We start from the raw sequence: 17,157 nt of genomic DNA on the forward strand, positions 1-17,157 counted from the left end.
GAGCTCCGTGGCAGCCCCCGAAAGGACTCGTTCTATGAGCCCTACAATGCAATTCGACGAATCGCCCGATGTCACACGGACGCCCGATGTCGCACAGTCATGGACGCCGCGGCTGGTGCTCTCTCTGGCCTCGATCGTGCTGACGCTCGAGATACTGACCCTCAGCTACATGATGGTGTCTATGGCGGTGCCGGAAATCTCCGTGCACTTCCAGACGACTCAGGGTGCCTGGCTGCTGACGGCATTCCTGCTGGTCGGGGCTGTGACGGGTCCGTTGCTCGGCAAGCTGGCCGATATGTACGGCAAGCGGAAGATCCTGCTGGCCTGCGTCGCCGTCTCGGTGCTCGGCTCACTGGTCTCCGCGGTCGCGACCAGCTACGCGATGCTGATCGCCGGCCGGGCGTTGATGGGGGTGCTCACGCCGTGTGTCTTCCTGGCCTACTCGCTGATCCGGGATGTGTTCCCGAAGAAGACGGTCGCGCTCGCGGTCAGCGTTACCACCAGTGGCTTGGGGCTCATCGCGATACCGGCTCCGTTCATCACCGGCTGGCTGCTCGACGACTACGGTTTCCGCAGCATCTTCTGGCTGTTCGTGATCGGGCTCGCGGTCTTCGGCACCCTGATCTCGCTCACCACCGGCGAATCCACCGTGCGGGTGCGGTCGCGGATCGACTTCGCCGGTGCGCTGCTGCTCGGGTTCGGTATCGCGGGCATACTCGTCGCGGTCAGCTTCGGTCCCAGCTGGGGCTGGACGAACGGCTCGACGCTCGCGTACCTCGTCGGCGGCGCCCTCTTGGTGGTGGCCTGGTTGGTGTCGGCCGGAATCGTGCGCGACCCGCTGCTCGATCTGGATGTGGTGCGCAGGCGGCCGGTCCTGCTGATCTCCATCGGCTCTGGCATGTGCTACGGCTGCAGTGCGCTCATCACGATTCTGCTGCCGATGATGGTGATGACGCCCGCCGCCGTCGGACTGGGCTACGGATTCGGTGTCAGCGCAAAAGGATTCGCGGTCTTCCAGGCACCCATCGGCGGCATGGTCGTGGTCGGCGGTGTGATGGTCGGCATTCTGGTCGGCCGCAATGTTCGGCCGCGGTTGCTGATGATCGCCGGCCTGCTGCTGTTCGCGCTCGCGTTCGTGCTCATCGCGGCAAAGCATGACGACAAGGCGCTGCTGCTCGTGTTCGCGGGTATGGCGGGCACCGGTATGGGGCTGGGCTACGCATCGGTTCCGAATCTCTTGATCGAGGCGGTTCCGCCGCAGTTGCAAGCCAGTACGGCGAGTGTCGCGGGTGCCGCGCAGAGTGTCATCGCTGCGGTCTTGCCGGTGGTGGCGTTCACCGTGTTGAACAATTCGTATATCGCACCGATCCCGCTCGAAATGACCCATGGCGCGGTGCTTTACACGGATAAGGGATTCCAGGTCGCGTTCCTGATCGGCGCGGTGGCCTGCGCCATCGGCGCGCTGCTCGCCGTGCTGCTGCCCCGTAAGATCGAGCAACTTCCGGCACCTGTCGCGCAGGATGCCCAGGCTCCGGCATTGGCACACTGATCGAGTCGAGGGCGGCCGCGTGCGAACGCGGCCGCCCTTTCTCAGGGTGTGGTGCCGATCAGGGCGAGGCTGGAATGAGCATATGCCGCACGACGTTTGGGACTCACCAGATACGACGGCGGGGCGAAGTAGCCGACATCGCGGGGCAGTGCGTCGGCGCGGCGCGCGAGGGCCGCACGGGCGTCGGCGGTCGTCCCGCAGAGCGCGATCTCGGCGAGCATTTCGTCGGTAACCGCCTTGACCATACCGTCGGCATCGCCCGCCCGGAATGCCGAACGCAGTTGTGCGACTTGGCTTTCCCAACCGTGATGGGCGACGTAGGGGTCGTAGGTCTTCACCGTGAGGTAGAAGGCGATCATCCGCTTCGCGTCGGCGACGGCGCGTTCCGGTGCGTGGTCATCGATGGCGGTGATGATCCAACCGTGTTCGAGTGGGCTCCGACCACTATCTGCCGCGCCGCGGTCGACCGCAGGGCGCACGATGTCGTTCCACCAGGTGCGGGTGAACAGGCCGTGGCCGATCACACCGTCGCCGACTCGGCCCGCGGTGGCGGCCATCCGGCTGTTGAATCCGGCGAGCAGCACCGGGATATCGAGACGGCCGAGCACCGGAGCCCGGACATCGGCGTCGATCGAGTAGAACTCCCCGGAGTACTGGATCTTTTCGCCGTTTTCCGCATGCAGCCAGGCGCGCACCACATCGATGGCCTCGGCGATCCGGTCCACGGGACGATCGGCGGGGACGCCGAACCAGTCGCGGTTGATCCGGAAGGCGGCGGTGCCGAGGCCGAGGAACAATCGGCCGGGCGCCTGGCGGTGCAGTTGACGCAGGGCGGTGGCGTGCGCGTACGGGGTACGCGCGAAGGCGTAGGCGATGGCCGGGCCGACCAGTGCGCGTTCGGTATCGGCGACGATCTCGGCCACGGTCAGGTAGGCGTCGTGGTCGACGAAGTCCCCGGTGCAGAAGGCCTGCACACCGGCCTGCTCGGCCTCCCTCCCGACGTCGCGGCCGGGCCACGGCATGCCGAACTTCATCGAATTCTCCTCTTGGACTTCTGTGATCGGTGATGGATGCGCGTCAGCGCAGCGTCCATTTGCTGCGCGGCACCGCGGCGCGATCGACTTCGGCCTTGCCGATGGGGTTGCCGATCTGGGTGTAGGACAGGCCGGTGCGCAGTGCCTGGGTGCGGCCCGTGTCGAGCGACTCCCAGATCGCCCGGACCGTGCCCTGGATGGCAGCGGGTGGTTTGGCGGCGATGATGCGGGCGATCTCGTCGGCGCGATCCCAGAGATGATCGCGCGGCGCGATCTCGCTGACCAGGCCGATCTGCATGGCGCGCTCGGGGGACAGGCGCTCGTCCAGGCCGAGCAGCGCGATGCGCAACGTCTCACCCAGCGGAATGCGGCGCGCGAGCCCGATCGGTTCCAGCGCCGCGGTCAGCCCATAGCTGACATGCGGGTCGAAGAAGCTCGCATCCTCTGCGCAGATGATGATGTCGGCCTCGTTCAGCCAGTAGAACGCGCCCCCGGCCGCCATTCCGTGCACCGCGCAGACCAGCGGTTTCCACACCTGATTGAGCTTCGGCGACAACTTCTCGCCGGGATCGGTCTGCGACCAGACATTGGCATGGCGCTCGATGCCCTGCTTGACGTCCATACCGGTGCAGAATGCGCGCTCGCCCGCACCGCGCAGCACGACGACACGGATATCGTCATCGGCCTTCACCCGCTGCCAGATGCGGTCGAAGTCCTCGAGCATCTCCTGGTTGAAGCTGTTCATCGCTTCCGGTCGGTTCAGGGTGATCGTCGCGACGTGATCGGTCACGTCGAACAGGACGGTTTTCAGCTCCATCCGGAAACTCCGATGTTCGTAGGTCGGCTGAATGCGGCGCTCCGGAGAGCGGTCGTATTAGAGTGTAACAAATTGTCCTAGCTGCCACTTGGAGTGCGTGCTGGTCGCGGTTCGAATCGAACGGCTTAATATCAGGTAGACAAGTAATAGCGGCAGGCCGCCCGACTCCTCGGGCTGCTGCGGATGTTACATAAGTCGTATACTCTTCTCTGGTCTCGGTCGTTCGGACGTGTTCGTCACGCCGGCGGTCGAGGCCAGATGCACGACGAGATCCACGGAGGAAGTTGCGATGAAGCCACGCGTGGGGCAGACGCTCGCCAGCACGGTAGACACGACGACGGTCATTGTGGTGCGGGCTCCGCAGGTCGATCTGGAGATCACCTGCGGCGGTGCGGCCATGGTCGATCCGAAGGGTCCTGACGGCGTCCCTGCCGGTACCGCGGATCCCGAACAGCTCGGCGGTTCGCAGCTCGGCAAGCGCTATGCCGATGAGGAACTCGGTGTGGAATTGCTCTGCACCAAGGCGGGTCAGGGCACGCTGGCGGTGAACGGCGTCGCGCTGCCGCTCAAGAACGCCAAGCCGCTGCCGGCCTCGGATTGAAGAGCGCATCGATGAACATAGCGATGCTGTTGGATATGGCGGCCGACGGTTTCGGCGACCGAATCGTGGTCGGGCGGACCGACGATGGACTGACTCCGGTTCGGCTGCGTGAACTTGCCGCCGGTGGTGCGCGGATAGTTCGTGCGGCCGGTGCCGACGCGATCGTCTACCTCGCCGTCAACGGTCCGGCCTTCCCGGTGGCGCTGTTCGCGGCGGCCAAGGCGGGTGTGCCGTTGGTGCCGGTGAACTACCGCCTCGGTGCGGAGCAACTGGACGCGTTGTTGGCGAATCACCCACGCGCACTTGGTATCGCAGATCCTGAACAGGCCGAGGCATTGCGTCGGGCGGGGCTGTCGGTGCGCAGTCCCGAAGAGTGGATGGCCACCGCGGCCGATGCCGGTGGCGACCATGACGAGGTTGTGGCGGCTCCGGAAACACCGGCGGTATTGATCTATACGAGCGGCACGACATCCGCGCCGAAGGGTGTGGTGCTGCGGCACCACAACTTGGTGTCGTATGTGCTCGGCACGGTGGAATTCGCGGGCGCGACCGCCGACGATGCCGCGCTGATGAGCGTGCCGCCGTACCACATCGCGGCCGTGTCGAATGTTTTGACGAACCTGTATGCCGGGCGTCGGGTGCTCACCCTCGAACAGTTCACACCGCGGCAGTGGCTCGAACTCGTGCGCGAGCAGCGGATAACGAATGCGATGGTCGTGCCGACCATGCTCGCCCGAATCATGGACGGTGACGGGCTGGACCGCGCGGTGCCGTCGTTGCGTGGGCTCGCTTACGGCGGCGCCAAGATGCCGGTACGGGTGATCGAGACCGCGCTGCGCGAGTGGCCGCATGTCGATTTCGTCAATGCCTATGGGCTGACGGAGACCTCGTCCACGATCTCGGTCCTCGGGCCCGAGGAGCATCGCGCGGCCGTCGCCAGTGACGATCCCGCGGTGCGTGCCCGCATCGGTTCGGCCGGTCGGCCGGTGCCCGGTATCGAGCTCGAGGTTCGCACCGAATCCGGTGCGCCCGCCGCACCGGGGGAGCCGGGCCAGATCTGGGTGCGTGGCGAGCAGGTTTCGGGTGAATACGCCGGGCACGGTGCCTCGGTCGACGAACGCGGTTACTTCAACACCCGTGACCACGGCCGCCTGGATGCCGACGGCTATCTCTATATCGAGGGCCGCATCGACGACACCATCATCCGCGGTGCGGAGAATATCGCGCCCGCCGAGATCGAGGATGTCCTGCTGCGGCATCCCGACGTGCTCGACGCGGTGGTCGTCGGTGTGGTCGATGAGGAGTGGGGCCAGCGGATCGAGGCCGTTGTCGTGCCGCGCAGCGGGGTGGACATCGATGCCGAGCAACTGCGCGAACAGGTGCGAAAGACATTGCGCGGCTCCAAGACTCCTGATCGCATCACCTACTGGCCGGAACTGCCGCGCACCGCGACCGGCAAGCTGGTACGCCGGGATATCGTCGCGGCCCTGACGGCCGATCGTCAGCCGACCGCCGGGTGAGTGTCAGCCAAGCGCGATCGGTATCGGGCTCGAGCACCCTCGATGTCACGATCGAGGGGCCTGTCGCGTGGGTGCGCTTCGATCGGCCGGAAGCACGCAACACGGTGATTCCGGAGCTTCTCATCGAGATGCATTCCGTGCTGACCGAATTGAGCCGCGACGATGCATTCGCCGTGGTGGTGCTGACCGGAAACGGTTCGACGTTCTGCCCCGGTGCGGATCTGAAACGCGCCGGGTCGGGCGGGTCCGCCGTGCTGCCGCCGCTCGAGGTGTATCAGTCGGCGACCCTGCTGCACGAGATGCCGCAGTTGACCCTCGCCGCGGTGAACGGAGCCTGCGCGGGCCCGGGATTCGCCTGGGCCGCGGCGTGCGACCTGCGCGTCGCTGCGGCCGGTGCCCGATTCGCGACGGCGTTCCTGCAGGCCGGTGTGTCCGGTGAACTCGGCCTGCCGTGGACATTGGCGCGGGCACTCGGCGCGGCGTCGGCGCGGGACCTGTGCTTCCTACCGCGCAAGCTGACCGCGGACGAGGTCCGTGCCATCGGATTCGTCTCCCGGGTGTTTCCCGACGACGAATTCGACCACGAGGTCGCCGATTTGGTGCGCGAACTCGCGGCGCGTAGGCCCGCCGCCCTGCGGACACTCAAGGCGAATTTCCTACTGGCCGAACGCACTGAACTGGCGGACTACATCGCGGTGGAAAGCGAACGGCACCACGGATTCTTCACCGGAGAGCAGCGCGCGCAGACCGCTGAGGCGTTGCGCGTACAAAGCGATCGGGTGCGTGAGTCGTGAGGACATCGCTTGCCGCGGTTGCGGAGTGAGCAGTGCGGAAACGAACGGCTGATCGTGTCGCCGAGATGACCAGAATGCGCGCATCCGTTCCGAGGGCACCCGCAATCCGATCGCTGCCGCACGGGTCGCGGGCGCGAACGCCTTCTCGCCCAGAGCATTGCCCGGAGGCGCGGCAGCATCGTCGTGAGCACTGTCGCTGAAACGCGAACCGGCACATCTGGTCCGCCGATCGTACCGACGAAATGACAAGGGTGAGTGAGCATGAGCATTGTCGCGAATAGTCCGGAGTTGGTGCGGGAGCTGACCGCGCGTACCGCGATCGCGGTCCGTGGTTGGGTACCCGGCGCGACCGTAGTCGGTGTCGAACCACTCACCGGTGGGACATCGAGCCTGACCTACGTGGCCGAATTATCCGGTGCCCCAATCGGCTACGAGCGCGTCGTGCTGAAGGTATCGCCCCCGGGCCTGGCGCCGGTCCGCAACCGGGATGTACTGCGCCAGGCCCGGATCATGGAAGCGCTGGCGGATCGCCCCGGGGTGCGCGTGCCGAAGGTCCTGTTCCACGACGTGGGCGCACCGCCGGCGGTCCCACCGTTCGTAGCCATGGACCTGGTGCCCGGCACCTGTGTCGAACCGGTGCTCGTGCCGCGCGGCACGGTGCCGGCCGAGCAGGTTCGGACCCGCGCCTTCGACGCCGCCGGAATGCTCGCCGATCTGCATCGAGTGAATCCGGAGCACACCGCGCTCGCGACCGAGCCGGTGGTTACCCTCGGCGCTGAGATCGACCGCTGGACAATGGCTTTCACCACCGTATCGGACGATCTGCGCACCGGATACGAAGCGGTAGCGGACCGCCTGCACGCCACCGTGCCCGCGGCCATGACACCGGCTTTCACCCACGGTGACTACCGGCTCGGCAATACACTGTGCGAAGCGGACCACATCACCTCGATCATCGACTGGGAAATCTGGTCCCTCGGCGACCCCAGGATCGATGTCAGCTGGCTGACCTTCTTCACCGACGAGGCCGCGCATCCGGCGTCGGTATCGGATGAGCCGACCGGCATGCCGGGTAAGGCCGAACTGATCGACGCCTACCAGGAGGCACGCGGCGCCGCCCTGCGGGACCTGCCGTGGTTCGAGGCGCTGACCAAATACAAGGAGTCCGCCGCGACCGCATTGCTGATCAAACGCGGCCGCAAGTCCGGCCAGTGGAACGACATGCACCAACGCATGCTGCCCGCCCTGCCGGTGCTGCTCGACGAGGCGATGGAACTGCTGGGCTGATGCCGAAGCTCAGCCGCGCGGGCGTGCCGGTACCGCGCAGCGGTATTGCCGGAGGCAGCTCGGTGGCGTTGATCGGCTCGCCGGTGAACATGGCATGAAGACCGATCCCGTGTACGCGCTCATCGGCCAATTCGACTAGCAGATTGAGGGTTTCGGCGGCGAGGAGGTTCCTGTAGCAGTCCCAACCGGTCCGGTTCGAACATGTTTGCGAAAATGTGAGAACGCGGATGTGAACGCGGCGAAGAATATTCTTGCCGCCGGGCTGGCGGTGACAGCCTGTGGAGACCTCGCCGTTGGGCGGTCCGTGAAGCAGGAACCCCCAACCGTCGATGTTGGAATCCCTCGGCCTCAGCCGTGGGAGGAGGTCAACGTCGACCTGTCCAGTAGGGCGAGTATCTCGTCGGTGGTACCGGTTTCGGCGATCTTGGGAAACACCTTGCGCAGCACGTAGTCGTGATCTTCCCGATCCAGATCGGTCACCGCGTCGGTGGCGATCGTGACGTTGAAGCCGTACTCGTGCGCGCCACGCGCGGTCGATTCGACGCCCATACTGGTGGCGATACCGGTAACCACGACCTGGGTGACGTCGTGCTCGCGCAGCCACGCCGCGAGCGCGGGATCGTGGAACGCGCCCCAGACCCGTTTTATCACGGTGTGGTCACCCGGCCGGGGGCCCAACTCGGCCAGCAGTGCAACGGCCTCGGCCGCTGTACTCGCAGCCGCCGAGCTGGACTGTCGGCCCGCACCGCCACCGCGACCTGCCTCGGTGCGGCCGGGTGCGACGCCGGCCGCTGTCACGATCACGACCGGGAGGTTGCGTTTCCGGAACGCGTCGGCCAGCCGGATCGACTGCTCGACAATCGACTTCGCGGAATGCGCGGTCGGCAGCGCTACCACCGCATCCTGCAGGTCGACGACGACCAGCGCGGTGTTCGCATCTATTTCGGTCAATGGCATGAGGTCACCTTTCGGTCCAAGATCAACATTATTCTCCACTGAGAATGTCAATTGCGCTGTCCGGTAATCGGTCAGCCCTCAGTACAGCCCACCGTCCACCCGGATCAGTGCGTCGGTGGTGTAGCTGGAGGCGTCGCTGGCGAGATACAGCGCGGTGCTGATGATCTCCTCCGGTTTACCCGGTCTGCCGAGCGCACTGCGGGTGATGTGTCGCTTCTCCTCCGCCCAGGCCTTGGAGATATCGGTGAGGAAAGGACCCGCCGAGATGGTGTTTACCCGCACCTTCGGTCCGTATTCCTGGGCGAACACAGTGGTCAGCACATTCAGGGCGGCCTTGGCTCCGGCGTAAGGGCCGAATCGTGGTTGCGGCAGCAGTGCTCCCGAGGAGGAGATATTGATGATCGAGCCGCCGTCGCCGTCGGCCATGCGCCGCCCGATCAGCGACGCGAGCCGGAACGGGCCCTTGAAATTGACCCCGATCACCTTGTCGAACAGCTCTTCGCTGGTCTCCTCCGACGAGGGCGCCAGCGGCGACATACCCGCATTGTTGACCAGGATGTCGACCTTGCCGAACTCCTCGTAGGCCGCGTCGGTGAGTCGGCCGAGGTCGTTCCAGTGGCCGACATGCGCGGCGAACGGCAGTGCGCGCCTGCCCAATTCGCGGACCTCCTCGGCGGCCACCTCGCAGGCGTCGAGCTTGCGGCTGGTGATCACCACATCCGCGCCCGCGGCGGCGAAGGCACGCACCATTTCCAGGCCGAGGCCCCGGCTGCCGCCGGTGACCAGCGCGACCTTGCCGGACAGATCGAACAGTCCCGCCGTCACGCGTTCACCCCGCCGCTGAGGCTGTCGTCATTGATGATGTGCGCGTAGCGCTTTCGCGCATCCTCGAGCTTCGGTGGGATGTGCTCGCTGGGGAACAGTCCCTCGGCGGGCCGGTACTTCTTCAGCATCTGCTTGGCGACCGTGGTGCGGTGCACCTCGGTCGGGCCATCGGCCAGGGCGAGGTTCGGGGCGGCCATCCACCACTTCGCCAGCGGCAGTTCATTGGTGGTGCCGAGCGAGCCGTGCAGGTGCAGCGCGCGCTGGATGATGTCGTGCAGCACCTTCGCCATGGCGACCTTGCACATCGCGATCTGCGTGCGGGCGGCGCCGTGCGGCTGGGTGTCGATGATCCAAGCGGTGTTCAGCACCAGCAATCGGTACTGCTGCAATTCGATCCAGGAGTCCGCGATGAACTGCTGTACCGCCTGCTTATCGGCGAGCAGGGTGCCCTGGGTGCGGCGCGAGATCGCGCGCTCGCACATCATGTCGAAGGCGCGGGTGCATTTGCCCACAGTGCGCATGGCGTGGTGGACGCGGCCGCCGCCGAGGCGGGCCTGGGCGACCTTGAAGCCCTCGCCGGGTGCGCCGAGCATGGCGTCGAGCGGGACCCGGACCTGGTGGTAGCGGATATAGCCGTGGATGCCCTCGTCGAGGGCGTCGCGTTCATCCATGGTGCCGACATTGCGCTTGATCTCGATGCCGGGCGTCTCGGCGGGCACGATCAGCATCGACATGCGGGCGTGCGGCGGCGCGTCCGGATCGGTGACGGCCATGACGATCAGAAATGACGCGTACCGGGCGTTGGAGGAGAACCACTTCTCGCCGTCGATCACCCATTCGTCCCCATCACGCCAGGCGCGACACACGAACTCCTTGGGGTCGGCGCCGGCCTGCGGTTCGGTCATCGAGAAGGTGGAGACGATCTCGCCGTCGAGCAGCGGCTGCAGATAGCGGGCCTTCTGCTCCTCGGTGCCGAACATGGCCAGGATCTCGGCATTACCGGTGTCCGGTGCGGCGGTGCCGAAAACCGTTGGTGCCCAATAGGACCGGCCGAGTATCTCATTGAGGTAGGCGAGTTTGACCTGACCGTAGCCCGGCCCGCCCAGTTCAGGCCCGAGGTGACAGGCCCACAGACCCTGCGCGCGGACCTGCTCCTGCAACGGCCGCAGAATCGCACGGGCCTTTTCATTACCGGTGTCGTACGGGTCGCCGCCGTGCGGGAACAGCAGGTCGAGCGGCTCGACCTCCTTGCGCACGAACTCCGCGGCCCAGTCCAGCTTGGCCTGGAACTCGGGTTCGATCGTGAAATCCAGCATCTGTCCTCCGAAAGGGATCAGTGGGTGAGGTAGGTGCGGGCGGCCATGAGCAACGGCGGGATGCCGTGGCGCATCCGTTCCACTCGCTCGGTGACCTGGCCGCGGCGTACGGCGTTCTTGACCAGCAGCGCGGATGCGGCGGCCTGTTTGTAGCGGACCAGGGCGTCGAACCAGCCGAGATCGGCGACCGGTGTGCCGGTCGCCGTTTCGTACACGGCGAGCAGTTCGTCGGGCTCGAGGGTGGGGGCCGCGGGCGCGATCGCCGTCGGATGGGCGGGATCGGACATCAGTCGCAGCCATGCCAGGTCCAGGCGCGGATCGCCGACCGACCAGATCTCCCAGTCGATCACCGCCCGGATCTCGGTCCCGACGCACTGCATATTGCCCAGCCGCCAGTCGCCGTGCAGGAGCGCGGGCGGCAGTGGCTTCGGAATCGCCGCGGTGAGCAGAGTCCGGCACTTGACTTCATCGAGCTCCGCGTTCGGTTCGAGCTCGCACGTGGCGAAGGCCCGCTGCCACCGCTCGACCTCGGTGTCGAGGGTAACCGCGGGTTCATCGATCCCCAATTCCGTGGGCCCGACGGTGTGCAGGGCCGCCAGCATGCGGGCGGCCCCTGCGGCCCGCGCGCGCACCTCGTTCGGAGCGGGGCGACGTTCGAGCGCGATATGGCGGGGTTCGTAACCTTCGCCGTCCGCGAAGGACATGACGAACAGCGGCGGGATCTCCGGCGGTGCGCCGACGTCGGAACCGAGCACCGTCGGAACAGCTACATCGGGCACCTCGGCGAGTGCGGTGAGTGCGCGGGCTTGGCGCAGCACATCCCGGTTCCGGACCGGTTCGAGACCCGGCGGGGCGACCTTGACCACGACGCGAACGCGCTCGTCGGTCACGGCGGAGTAGGTGAGGCTGGAAGTGCCGCCGGTCAGCTGGGTCAGCTCGCGCAGTGGACGGCCGATCGCCGCGGCCGCGCGCCGCGCGATATCGGCGGGATCGGCAATGCCGATCCGCGGTCCAACCACCTGTGACCCCTCGGCCATGCCCACTCCGTTCGACAGAACGCCATACCACCGCGCAAGAAAACGATTCTGGTGAATCGACATTCGAACAGTACACTCTTTTATATGACGAGTCCACACGTCGAGGACGATCCGGTCGGTGGCGAATCCCTGGTGGCGCGGGCGGTGCGGCGGCGAACGGGGGATCGCTATGCGATCGCACGGGACGAGGTGCGCCGCCTGCTCGACGCGGGCATGGAGCTGATGCGCGATGATCCGAACGGGAATCCGCGAATCGTCGAGATCGTGCGCCGGGCAAGGGTTTCCAATGACGCCTTCTACCGTGCCTTCCGGAGCAAGGACGATCTCATGGCCGCGATCGCCGACGACGGAGCCCGGCGGTTGATTGGTCATATCCGTCGCCGATGCGCTCGATATATCCACCCGGTCGACCAGGTCAGGGCCTGTGTCCAGGTGGTTTTCCAGCAGGCGGCCGACCAGGAGGTGGCCGCGGCGACCCGGGCCGTGCTGCGCAATACCTCCCGTTACGGGCGTTCGGCCGTCGGCGGTGTCGAGCTGCGTCGCCGGATCGCCGAGCTGCTCGCGGGGCCGCTCGGTGCGGCTGGGAGCCCGGATCCGGGGCGTGACGCCATGGTCGCCGCCTGTGCGATCTTCGCCGTCATGGAGCAGTTCCTGTGGACCGAGCGGGTGCCGACGGCCGCGGATGTCGAGCATCTCGTGGCCTGGATACTGCCATCGAACCACGGGGTGGTCGATGCGGTCTGAGGCGGGACGACCTTGTGATGTCCATTGAATAGCGGATACTCTTCTTCATTTACCGACGCTTAGAGGAGCTGGTTCGATGCACAAACCGATGCAGGGCGTGCGCGTACTCGAGGTCGCGCAGTTCACCTTCGTCCCGGCGGCGGGCGCGGTACTCGCGGACTGGGGCGCCGACGTGATCAAGATCGAGCACGCGGAACGCGGCGATGCCCAGCGCGGACTGGTCCGGGTGCTCGGGTATGAGGCGAACAGTGCCGGATCGTCGTTCTTCCCGATCATGGAGGGGCCGAACCGAGGTAAACGCAGTGTCGGTCTGGCGCTGGAGAAGCCGTCCGCGCGCCGGGTGCTGGAGGAGTTGATCCGCACCAGTGACGTATTCCTGACGAACTTCCTGCCGCAGGCGCGGGCGAAACTGGGGATCGATGTCGAGGAAGTGCGCGCGATCAATCCGGACATCATCTACGTGCGGGGCAGTGGGTTCGGCGTGCGCGGCGCGGAGGCGACCAAGGGCGGCTACGACAGCACTGCCTTCTGGGCGCGCGGCGGCAGCGCGGCCGGGGTAACCCCGCCAGGCGCCGACCGCATGACGCGGATGCCCGCGGGCGCCTACGGCGATTCGATCGGTGGCATGACCATCGCCGGTGGTATCGCGGCCGCGCTCTACTCGCGCAAGATGACTGGGGAACCGTCGGTCGTTGACGTCTCGCTGCTCGGCGTCGGCGCTTGGGCGACGCAGTTCACGGTGAATCTCGCATTGATGAACGGTGGTCCGCTGCCGGTGAATACGCCGCCGCGGCACGGTTCGGCCACGAATCCGCTGATCGGGGCCTACCGCACTGCGGACCAGCGGTGGCTCGAATTGTCGATGCTGCAACCCGGCCGGTACTGGCCCGAGTTCTGCAGGCTGGCCGGTCGCGAGGAATTGGCCGCCGACGACCGCTTCGACAGCACCGAGAAGCTGATGGCCAATGCGGCGCAGGCCGCCGAGCTCGTCGCTGAGATCATCGCGGCGCGTTCGTTCGACGAGTGGGTCGAGATCCTCGGCGCTGGGGAGGGGCAATGGGCGGCGGTGCAGAACGCGTGGGAGGTCGGTCAGGATCCGTCGCTGCGTGCCAACGATCTGATCGTTCCGGTGGTCGACGCCGACGGCGTCGACCGTGAACTGGTCGCCAACCCGGTCCAGTTCGACGAGACGCCGGTAACCCTCACGCGGGCACCGCAATTCGCCGAACATACCGACGAAATCCTGCTCGAGCTCGGACTCACCGAGGAGGAGCTGATCGCGCTCAAGATCGACGGCGCGGTCACATAACCGGCAGGCGTGCCGAGGGAACCTCTCCTCGTCAGCTGAATGTCCACCCCATGGGATAGCGCCCTGACTGGCGCTGGCTGTCAAATAGGCTGCTAATTGCGAGTTGTTTCAGGGCGCGACGGGCAAAAATCTGTCGGTAGATCATAAAAGAGGTTACGAAATAAGGGTTGGCCGGTATATTGGACCAGCACAACGAGTCGAGGCATGCCGCGTCACGGCATGCGCGTGACGTACGACGAGGCTGCGACGCGGCACGGGTGCGGCTGTAACGCCTACCGACCCGCGAATACAGCGCCCGGCGCGGCGGCCTTCCAGAGAGGATCAGCGATGAGCATTGCGCTCGAGCCCGAGGGCACCTATGAGGGTGTCCCCGCGTATCACTTCGACAACCGGCTCGGCGGTCCGGTCCTGAGTCATCAGCTGCGATGGGATGAAATCGCCCGCACGCATTCCGGATTCCGCAGCACCATCGCGCGCGGGTACTGGGTCGTCACCGACGGCCGGGCGGTGCAGGAGGCGCTGCAGGACTGGCACACCTACTCGAACACCTCGGTGACCGCACTCGAGCCGAATCCTCGATTCCTCTGGATTCCGGAGATGCTGGATCCGCCCGTGCACACGAAATGGCGGCGACTGCTCGGTAACGACTTCTCCCCGAAGACCATCGCGGCCCGTGAGGCGGAGATCCGGCAGGTCGCGATCGAGCTGATCGATCAGCTGAAGGACAGCGGCAGTGCCGATGTCCTCGACGAATTCGCCCGCCGATTTCCGACCATTATCTTCATGCGGTTGGTCGGCCTGCCCGAGGCGGATCTGCCCATCTTCCTGGACTGGGTGCACGACATGCTGCACCTGACCTACGACGAGGATCCGGACGGGTCCCGCCAACTTGCCGCGATGCGGGCCGTTTCGGATTACTTCGACGAGCAGATCGCGCTGCGGCGCGAGGCCCCGCGTGACGACCTGCTCTCGCGGGCAATGAATTACGAGATCGATGGCGAGCCGATCAGCGATGCGGATATGCACGCCTTCTGCATTCTGCTGTTCCAGGCGGGCTTCGATACGGTCCCGATCTCCATCGGCTGGGCCCTCTATCACTTCGCCACCCATCCGGAGCAGCGCGAGGCGATCATCGCCGACCCGTCGCTGATCGCGACGAGCGTCGAGGAGATCCTGCGCGTCTACTCGTTCGTGGTGCCCGCCCGGAAAGCGATGCGCGACACCGAGATCGGTGGTTGCCCGGTCAAGGCGGGCGAGATGGTGATGCTGCCGCTGGCGGTCACCAATCGCGATCCCGAGCGGTTCGAGAATCCACTGGAGGTGGATCTGCACCGCACCGCCACCAATCACATCGCATTCGGCTCCGGCCCGCACCGCTGCCTGGGCTCGCATCTGGCACGCCTGGAGCTGAATGTGGCGGTCGAGGAATGGCACAAGCGGATTCCGGAATATCGTATCGTGCCCGGACAGGAGCTGTCCCAGCACGGCAACATGTACGGCATCCAGTCACTGCGCTTGGAGTGGTGATCGCCGTGACGGATTATCCTGTGACACAACTACTCCGCGCCGCGGATCTCTATCACACCGGGATAGTGGTGCCGGATATCGAGGAATGGAAAGTGCGGATGACCGAGCTCGCGGGCTACCGGTGGACCGCGACGCAAACCGCCGAAGTGCTGGTACGGCTGGCCGACGGCGAGCGGGTGATGCAGCTGAGCTTCACCTATTCGCTCGACGCTCCGCACATCGAACTGGTGCAGGAGATTCCCGGGACACCGTGGACGGCGGCGCCGCCGCGCGTCGCGACGCACCATCTCGGTTACTTCTGCGATGACGTCGCGACCACTTCGAAACGGCTCGAGGCGGCGGGATTCGCCCTCGAGGCCTGCGCGGTGGTCGACGGCGAGCCGTCGATCTTCGCCTATCACCTGGCGCCTTCGGGTGTGCGGCTCGAGATCGTCGACCGGTCGCGGATGCCGGATTTCGATGTCTACCTGCGTTCGAAGTTGCCGCAGTGATGGCTTTTTCGTTCACGGCGGAGCAGGAAGAACTCCGCGCTACCGTGCGCCGTTTCCTGGCGGACAAATCCCCGAGTGCGGCGGTGCGGCACTGGATGGAAACCGAACCGGGCCACGATCCCGCGGTATGGAAGCAGATGGCCGAGCAGCTCGGCTTGCACGGCCTGGCATTGCCGGAGGAGTACGGAGGTTCCGGCGGCGGACCGGTCGAGCTGGGCATTGTGCTCGAGGAGATGGGGCGAGCGCTGCTGCCATCACCCTATTTCGCGACGGTCGCCCTGGGCGGCCAAGCGCTGGCTACCTGCGGTGACGACTCGGCCAAGGCGCGCTGGCTGCCCGCCATCGCCGACGGCTCGCTGACCGCGACTCTGGCGCTGGCCGAGGAGAGCGGCTCGTGGCGGCTCGCGGATGTCACCACTGTGGCGACGCGAGCGGAAAAGGCCTGGACGCTGTCCGGCACTAAAATGTTCGTCGTCGACGGTGACCTCGCCGATCTGCTGCTCGTGGTGGCGGTCGACGAGGCCGGACTCGGCCTGTTCGCCGTGGACGCAACCGCGGCCGGGGTGACAAGAACCCGATTGGAGACGCTGGATCCGACCCGCCGACTGGGCAGGATCGACCTGAACGACGCTGTGGCGCAACGGATCAGCCCGCCTGCGGACGCGGAGGCGTACCTGCAGGGGATTGTCGATCTCGCGATCGTCGCGCTGGCCGCCGAGCAGGTCGGTGTGGCGCAGGCATGTCTGGACGCCGCGGTCGAATACGCCAAGATCCGGGTTCAGTTCGACCGGCCGATCGGCTCGTTCCAGGCCATCAAGCACAAGTGTGCCGACATGCTGCTCGAGGTCGAGGCCGCACGCTCGGCCGCATACCATGCCGCGACCGTGGCGGCCGCCGGTTCGACCGAACTGCCGATGGCAGCCGCATTGGCGGCCGCGTACTGCTCCGTGACCGGTACCCATGCGGCCAAGGAAAACATCCAGATCCACGGTGGCATCGGATACACCTGGGAGCATGACGCGCACCTCTATCTGAAACGCGCGAAGTCATCCGAGCAGCTTTTCGGCGGCCCGGCTTCGCATCGGGCGCGGCTGGCCGAACTCGCCGGAATCTGAGCGGCCGGGCCAGGAGCGGAGGTCGAACCGCTCGACCTCGTTTGCGGCACGAGCAGTTCGTGCCGCTGGGCGGCGCGGCGGAAGGCGATCCGCGTAACCGACGGTCGCTGTCCGCCCAGTTCGAGCTGCTGGCGCAGACCGCGCGGAGGCATCGGGGTGGGGCGGCGGTGCCGCGCGTAACCGCTGCCAGTGATCCGGTCTAGTGCCGCCGGGATCCGCTCGGTCGCTGGAGCG

Annotated in this window: 16 protein-coding genes; 10 read left to right on the forward strand and 6 right to left on the reverse strand. The window is 66.3% G+C overall.

Annotation, left to right across the window (positions count from 1 at the left end):
- Positions 1-34 precede the first annotated feature (34 nt).
- On the forward strand, positions 35-1,549 hold the full coding sequence (locus ACIBG0_RS01360) for an MFS transporter (protein ID WP_397028172.1): 1,515 nt from the start codon (positions 35-37) through the stop codon (positions 1,547-1,549).
- A gap of 41 nt (positions 1,550-1,590) precedes the next feature.
- Here ACIBG0_RS01360 and ACIBG0_RS01365 read toward each other — a convergent pair whose 3' ends face one another.
- Together ACIBG0_RS01365 and ACIBG0_RS01370 are read right to left on the reverse strand one after the other, a co-directional pair.
- Positions 1,591-2,583, reverse strand: coding sequence for an LLM class flavin-dependent oxidoreductase (locus ACIBG0_RS01365; protein WP_397028173.1), 993 nt, complete (start codon positions 2,581-2,583; stop codon positions 1,591-1,593).
- Positions 2,584-2,626: 43 nt separating this feature from the next.
- Positions 2,627-3,400: an enoyl-CoA hydratase/isomerase family protein gene (locus ACIBG0_RS01370; RefSeq protein WP_397028174.1), complete on the reverse strand. Its 774-nt coding sequence runs from the start codon at positions 3,398-3,400 to the stop codon at positions 2,627-2,629.
- A 289-nt stretch (positions 3,401-3,689) separates the two neighbouring features.
- On the opposite strand from ACIBG0_RS01370, the gene ACIBG0_RS01375 reads away from it, so the two are divergent.
- The 4 genes from ACIBG0_RS01375 (at position 3,690) to ACIBG0_RS01390 (ending at position 7,602) form a co-directional block, all read left to right on the forward strand.
- Entirely contained in the window at positions 3,690-4,001 is a 312-nt protein-coding gene (locus ACIBG0_RS01375; RefSeq protein ID WP_397028176.1) for a hypothetical protein, read from the forward strand.
- An 11-nt stretch (positions 4,002-4,012) separates the two neighbouring features.
- Positions 4,013-5,521: a class I adenylate-forming enzyme family protein gene (locus ACIBG0_RS01380; RefSeq protein ID WP_397028177.1), complete on the forward strand. Its 1,509-nt coding sequence runs from the start codon at positions 4,013-4,015 to the stop codon at positions 5,519-5,521.
- Positions 5,518-6,315, forward strand: a complete 798-nt coding sequence (locus tag ACIBG0_RS01385; RefSeq protein WP_397028179.1) for an enoyl-CoA hydratase/isomerase family protein — start codon at positions 5,518-5,520, stop codon at positions 6,313-6,315. The genes ACIBG0_RS01380 and ACIBG0_RS01385 overlap by 4 nt, the downstream gene beginning before the upstream one ends.
- A gap of 261 nt (positions 6,316-6,576) precedes the next feature.
- Positions 6,577-7,602, forward strand: a complete 1,026-nt coding sequence (locus tag ACIBG0_RS01390) for a phosphotransferase family protein (protein ID WP_397028181.1) — start codon at positions 6,577-6,579, stop codon at positions 7,600-7,602.
- Between the two features lie 348 nt (positions 7,603-7,950).
- Here the strand turns inward: ACIBG0_RS01390 and ACIBG0_RS01395 are convergent, their stop codons facing one another.
- From ACIBG0_RS01395 to ACIBG0_RS01410, 4 genes are all read right to left on the reverse strand, one after another.
- Complete coding sequence (locus ACIBG0_RS01395) at positions 7,951-8,559, reverse strand: isochorismatase family protein (protein WP_397028182.1); 609 nt, start codon at positions 8,557-8,559, stop codon at positions 7,951-7,953.
- A 78-nt stretch (positions 8,560-8,637) separates the two neighbouring features.
- The gene (locus tag ACIBG0_RS01400; protein ID WP_397028184.1) at positions 8,638-9,384 is read right to left on the reverse strand and encodes an SDR family NAD(P)-dependent oxidoreductase; all 747 of its coding nucleotides are present in this window, start codon (positions 9,382-9,384) and stop codon (positions 8,638-8,640) included.
- A complete protein-coding gene (locus ACIBG0_RS01405) occupies positions 9,381-10,700 on the reverse strand; it encodes an acyl-CoA dehydrogenase family protein (protein WP_040701259.1) in 1,320 nt (439 codons plus the stop codon). The genes ACIBG0_RS01400 and ACIBG0_RS01405 overlap by 4 nt, the downstream gene beginning before the upstream one ends.
- Before the next feature lie 17 nt (positions 10,701-10,717).
- Positions 10,718-11,737 (reverse strand): phosphotransferase family protein, encoded by a 1,020-nt coding sequence (locus ACIBG0_RS01410; RefSeq protein ID WP_397028186.1) that lies wholly within the window; start codon positions 11,735-11,737, stop codon positions 10,718-10,720.
- A gap of 84 nt (positions 11,738-11,821) precedes the next feature.
- Between ACIBG0_RS01410 and ACIBG0_RS01415 the strand changes: the two genes are divergently transcribed.
- The 5 genes from ACIBG0_RS01415 (at position 11,822) to ACIBG0_RS01435 (ending at position 16,923) form a co-directional block, all read left to right on the forward strand.
- Positions 11,822-12,481 (forward strand): TetR/AcrR family transcriptional regulator, encoded by a 660-nt coding sequence (locus ACIBG0_RS01415; RefSeq protein WP_397028188.1) that lies wholly within the window; start codon positions 11,822-11,824, stop codon positions 12,479-12,481.
- A gap of 76 nt (positions 12,482-12,557) precedes the next feature.
- Complete coding sequence (locus ACIBG0_RS01420) at positions 12,558-13,790, forward strand: CaiB/BaiF CoA transferase family protein (RefSeq protein WP_397028189.1); 1,233 nt, start codon at positions 12,558-12,560, stop codon at positions 13,788-13,790.
- A gap of 327 nt (positions 13,791-14,117) precedes the next feature.
- Positions 14,118-15,317, forward strand: a complete 1,200-nt coding sequence (locus ACIBG0_RS01425; RefSeq protein WP_397028191.1) for a cytochrome P450 — start codon at positions 14,118-14,120, stop codon at positions 15,315-15,317.
- Positions 15,318-15,322: 5 nt separating this feature from the next.
- Complete coding sequence (locus ACIBG0_RS01430) at positions 15,323-15,808, forward strand: VOC family protein (protein ID WP_397028193.1); 486 nt, start codon at positions 15,323-15,325, stop codon at positions 15,806-15,808.
- Complete coding sequence (locus ACIBG0_RS01435) at positions 15,808-16,923, forward strand: acyl-CoA dehydrogenase family protein (RefSeq protein WP_397028194.1); 1,116 nt, start codon at positions 15,808-15,810, stop codon at positions 16,921-16,923. The genes ACIBG0_RS01430 and ACIBG0_RS01435 overlap by 1 nt, the downstream gene beginning before the upstream one ends.
- Positions 16,924-17,157: the final 234 nt, after the last annotated feature.

Origin of the sequence: Nocardia sp. NPDC050630 (assembly GCF_044457245.1) — a bacterium.
In the GTDB taxonomy this organism is placed as follows: domain Bacteria; phylum Actinomycetota; class Actinomycetes; order Mycobacteriales; family Mycobacteriaceae; genus Nocardia.

Excerpts from the sequence above, each read along its gene's own strand:
- ACIBG0_RS01360 (WP_397028172.1), top strand. The coding sequence starts at position 35 with ATGAGCCCTACAATGCAATTCGACGAATCGCCCGATGTCACACGGACG.
- ACIBG0_RS01365 (WP_397028173.1), bottom strand. The coding sequence starts at position 2,583 with ATGAAGTTCGGCATGCCGTGGCCCGGCCGCGACGTCGGGAGGGAGGCC.
- ACIBG0_RS01370 (WP_397028174.1), bottom strand. The coding sequence starts at position 3,400 with ATGGAGCTGAAAACCGTCCTGTTCGACGTGACCGATCACGTCGCGACG.
- ACIBG0_RS01375 (WP_397028176.1), top strand. The coding sequence starts at position 3,690 with ATGAAGCCACGCGTGGGGCAGACGCTCGCCAGCACGGTAGACACGACG.
- ACIBG0_RS01380 (WP_397028177.1), top strand. The coding sequence starts at position 4,013 with ATGAACATAGCGATGCTGTTGGATATGGCGGCCGACGGTTTCGGCGAC.
- ACIBG0_RS01390 (WP_397028181.1), top strand. The coding sequence starts at position 6,577 with ATGAGCATTGTCGCGAATAGTCCGGAGTTGGTGCGGGAGCTGACCGCG.
- ACIBG0_RS01395 (WP_397028182.1), bottom strand. The coding sequence starts at position 8,559 with ATGCCATTGACCGAAATAGATGCGAACACCGCGCTGGTCGTCGTCGAC.
- ACIBG0_RS01405 (WP_040701259.1), bottom strand. The coding sequence starts at position 10,700 with ATGCTGGATTTCACGATCGAACCCGAGTTCCAGGCCAAGCTGGACTGG.
- ACIBG0_RS01410 (WP_397028186.1), bottom strand. The coding sequence starts at position 11,737 with ATGGCCGAGGGGTCACAGGTGGTTGGACCGCGGATCGGCATTGCCGAT.
- ACIBG0_RS01415 (WP_397028188.1), top strand. The coding sequence starts at position 11,822 with ATGACGAGTCCACACGTCGAGGACGATCCGGTCGGTGGCGAATCCCTG.
- ACIBG0_RS01420 (WP_397028189.1), top strand. The coding sequence starts at position 12,558 with ATGCACAAACCGATGCAGGGCGTGCGCGTACTCGAGGTCGCGCAGTTC.
- ACIBG0_RS01425 (WP_397028191.1), top strand. The coding sequence starts at position 14,118 with ATGAGCATTGCGCTCGAGCCCGAGGGCACCTATGAGGGTGTCCCCGCG.
- ACIBG0_RS01435 (WP_397028194.1), top strand. The coding sequence starts at position 15,808 with ATGGCTTTTTCGTTCACGGCGGAGCAGGAAGAACTCCGCGCTACCGTG.